Raw genomic sequence first — 2,997 nt, 5'->3', positions numbered from 1 at the left:
CTTAGAGGTCGCGCAGATAGGTGCTGTGGGGGGCCTCGGCGGCCCCGCACGGCTGGGCGTGGACACCGTCCGCTTCGGCCGGATCGACACCCCACTCCTGGACTCGCGGCCGGGGCTGGACTCCGACGACGCGATCACCGCCGCCGGGTCGACCACTCCTTTCGGCCGCTTCGGCACCGCCGAGGAAGCCGCCGCCTCGGCCCTTTACAACGGAGCGTCCGTCTGCTGGCGTGCCGGGGTCGAGAAGGCGGCGAACGCAGCGTCCAGCAGGTTGCCGAGGTCCTCTTGGCCGTCGCTCGCACTCCATTGCCCGAGGACGATCCACAAGATTTCGAGCGCCGCCGCTACGCGTACGTTGGCGATGACCGATGACCCGTCGGTCGAGGAGGTTGTCTTCTGCAGTCGGGCGACGATCTCTGGTCGCCATTCAGTCTGCTTCTCGCGGAGGCGTGCGCACAGGGCTGGGGTCTGCTCGATGAGGCCGAGGATCGTCACGAGTTCCTGGACGTCGCGCACGAGGAACCTCACGGCTGACTCCAGGGCGTTGCGCAGCCTGCTCCAGTCGTCCTGGTTGGCCCGCTCGGCATCGAGCGCGTCAGTGATGACGTCACCGACTGGGTCGAAGACGAACAGGACCACGTCTTCCTTGGTGCCGAAGTAGCGCAGGAAGGTGCTCCGCGACACTCCGGCGGCTTCGGAGAGGTCGGCGAAGGTGACCTGGTTGAAGCCGGTGAGGCAGAACCGGTTGAACGCGACGCGGGCCAGCTCTGCTCGCACCGCGTGGCGGCTGATCTCACGGGTACCGACTGGCGCTGCGCTCATGGGGACGAGTGTACTCCGACACACTCGTTTGCTTCTTCGGATACAGGTTTCTAACCTGATACTCAGTGTCAGTCGCGATACTGAGATTCGCGACGCTGTCCCCAGTCGGCGGCCCGGTCACGGGCCGTCCCTTACCGCGATATGGAGCCACCTCATGAGCTACGAAGACCTTCCCGCCCTGACGATCGACGTCTCGGACGGGGTCGCGACGGTGACAATCGATCACCCGCCGCTCAATCTGATGGACGCGGTCCTCCTGCCGTCACTCCGGGCATTCGTCGCGCGTGTGCGGGACGACGCCGACGTCCGCGTCATTGTCTTCGAGAGCGCTGACCCGGAGTTCTTCGTTGCGCACGGTGACATGGCCTACCTCACCGACCCTGACGCGCTGCCTGCAGCCACTCGCGCTGCGATCGCGGCCGCGCCGGGCTCGACCGTCCCGGAAGGCCTGAACATCCTCCAGGCGATGAGCGAGGAGGTCCGCTCGCTGCCGCAGGTCACCATCGGCAAGCTCGCGGGCTTCGCGCGCGGCGCGGGCAACGAGTTCTTCATGTACCTGGACATGCGATTCGCGGCGATCGGCAAGTCGGGGCAGGGGCAGCCGGAGTCCTTGATGGGGATCCTCCCTGGAGGCGGCGGCACGGTGAACATGACGCGCCTGGCAGGAAGGGCCCGAGCGCTGGAGCTCATCCTCGGCGCCGAGCTCGTGGGCGCGGAGCTCGCGGAACGGTACGGCCTGATCAACCGTGCCCTGCCCGCCGTAGAACTCGATCCCTTCGTCGACACCCTCGCCCGACGGATCGCCGGCCTCCGGCCGGAGGTGATCTCCATCACGAAGGCTGCGGTCGACGCGGTCGCGCAGCCGATTCCGCGTGCGGCATACGCCGTTGAGAACGAGGGCCTGTTCGCGGCGTTCGGCGATGAGGTCACCGAGCTCGCCCACAAGCTGCTCGCCGCTGGTATCCAGACCCGCGAGGGCGAACGGGACCACGAGCGCATCGCCAACAGCATCTGAGTGCCCAAGCTCTCGCCATCCGTGCGCAGAGGCTCCGTGGGAAGAGTTCCTCAGCCATTGCCGGCACGCGCGTTGTCGAGTGGTCAGGTCGACCACCCTGGTTCGCCGGGCCTGTCGGGAAAACGACCGGCTGAAGCGCCGGAAACGGCGGGCAGGGGAGTGGATGGCGCAAGTAGCCGTAAGTTTGACAACGCTGTTCGGCCGCGCGGAAAGGCGCGGTTGGGAAGGTAGGTAGCCGAGCGGGCACAGGTCTCGTTGATCATGGAGTTGCTGACGCTCTGTGATCACCGAGGAGACCTGTGCCTGCGCTTCCATCATGGCTGACCGAGCCGCTCTGGGACCAATTCGCGGTCCTGCTGCCCGAGCGGCCGGAATACCACCCGGACCATCCACTTGGCTGCCACCGCCGACGCATCAGCGACCGGATCATCTTCGACAAGATGCTGCGCTTCGGCTGTTCTTACGAGGCGATCGCCGACACAACCTGCTCGGCCACCACGATCCGCAGCCGCCGCGACGAATGGATACGACTGGGCGTCTTCGCTCGACTCAAGCAGATCGCGCTCGACGCCTACGACCGGATTGTCGGTCTCGTCCTCGACCAGATCGCCGTAGACGGCTCCATCACCAAAGCTCCAGGAGGCGGTGAGGTGGCCGGGCGTTCCCCGGTCGATCGCGGCAAACAGGGCCTGAAACGCTCGGGCATGACGGACGGATACGGCATTCCACTGGGTCGTGTTCTGGCCGGCGCCAACTGCCATGACTCCCCGCTGCTCGCCCCGACCCTGGACCGCCTCGACGACCTGGGTCCGTTGCCCGACGAGGTCACCGTCCACCTGGACGCCGGCTACGACTCGAACAAGACCCGCACGATGCTCGACGAACGCGGCCTGCACGGCCGCATCGCGCACAAAGGCGAGAAGGCGCCCATCCAGGCCAGTCAGCGCTGGCACGTCGAACGCACCCATGCATGGCAGAACGCCTTCCACCGGCTCGCCCGCTGCTACGAGCGGCGCGCCCCCGTTGTCAACGCATTCTTCGACCTCACCGACACGATCATCACCGTGCGCAGCCTGATCCGGCGAGCATGGATGACTCACCGCTGGGACGAACGCCCGAACCGCCGACCATGACCGCACCCCTTTCCGCGCCACCTCTTA

Annotated in this window: 3 protein-coding genes; 2 read left to right on the top strand and 1 reads right to left on the bottom strand. The window is 66.6% G+C overall.

The features are described 5' to 3' along the window. Positions 1–204 precede the first annotated feature (204 nt). Entirely contained in the window at positions 205–822 is a 618-nt protein-coding gene (locus ACIQCZ_RS42510) for a TetR/AcrR family transcriptional regulator (RefSeq protein ID WP_402291577.1), read from the bottom strand. 154 nt (positions 823–976) lie between these two features. Between ACIQCZ_RS42510 and ACIQCZ_RS42505 the strand changes: the two genes are divergently transcribed. Beyond that, positions 977–1,837, top strand: coding sequence for an enoyl-CoA hydratase/isomerase family protein (locus ACIQCZ_RS42505; RefSeq protein WP_402291575.1), 861 nt, complete (start codon positions 977–979; stop codon positions 1,835–1,837). A gap of 299 nt (positions 1,838–2,136) precedes the next feature. Continuing rightward, positions 2,137–2,970 (top strand): IS5 family transposase, encoded by an 834-nt coding sequence (locus ACIQCZ_RS42500; RefSeq protein ID WP_402291574.1) that lies wholly within the window; start codon positions 2,137–2,139, stop codon positions 2,968–2,970. Positions 2,971–2,997 lie beyond the last annotated feature (27 nt).

The sequence above is a fragment of the Streptomyces sp. NPDC093149 genome (assembly GCF_044754145.1).
Taxonomy (GTDB): domain Bacteria; phylum Actinomycetota; class Actinomycetes; order Streptomycetales; family Streptomycetaceae; genus Streptomyces.
Note: the sequence above shows the minus strand (reverse complement) of the source record. Positions and strands in the feature narration are given on the sequence as shown.

Excerpts from the sequence above, each read along its gene's own strand:
- ACIQCZ_RS42510 (WP_402291577.1), bottom strand. The coding sequence starts at position 822 with ATGAGCGCAGCGCCAGTCGGTACCCGTGAGATCAGCCGCCACGCGGTG.
- ACIQCZ_RS42505 (WP_402291575.1), top strand. The coding sequence starts at position 977 with ATGAGCTACGAAGACCTTCCCGCCCTGACGATCGACGTCTCGGACGGG.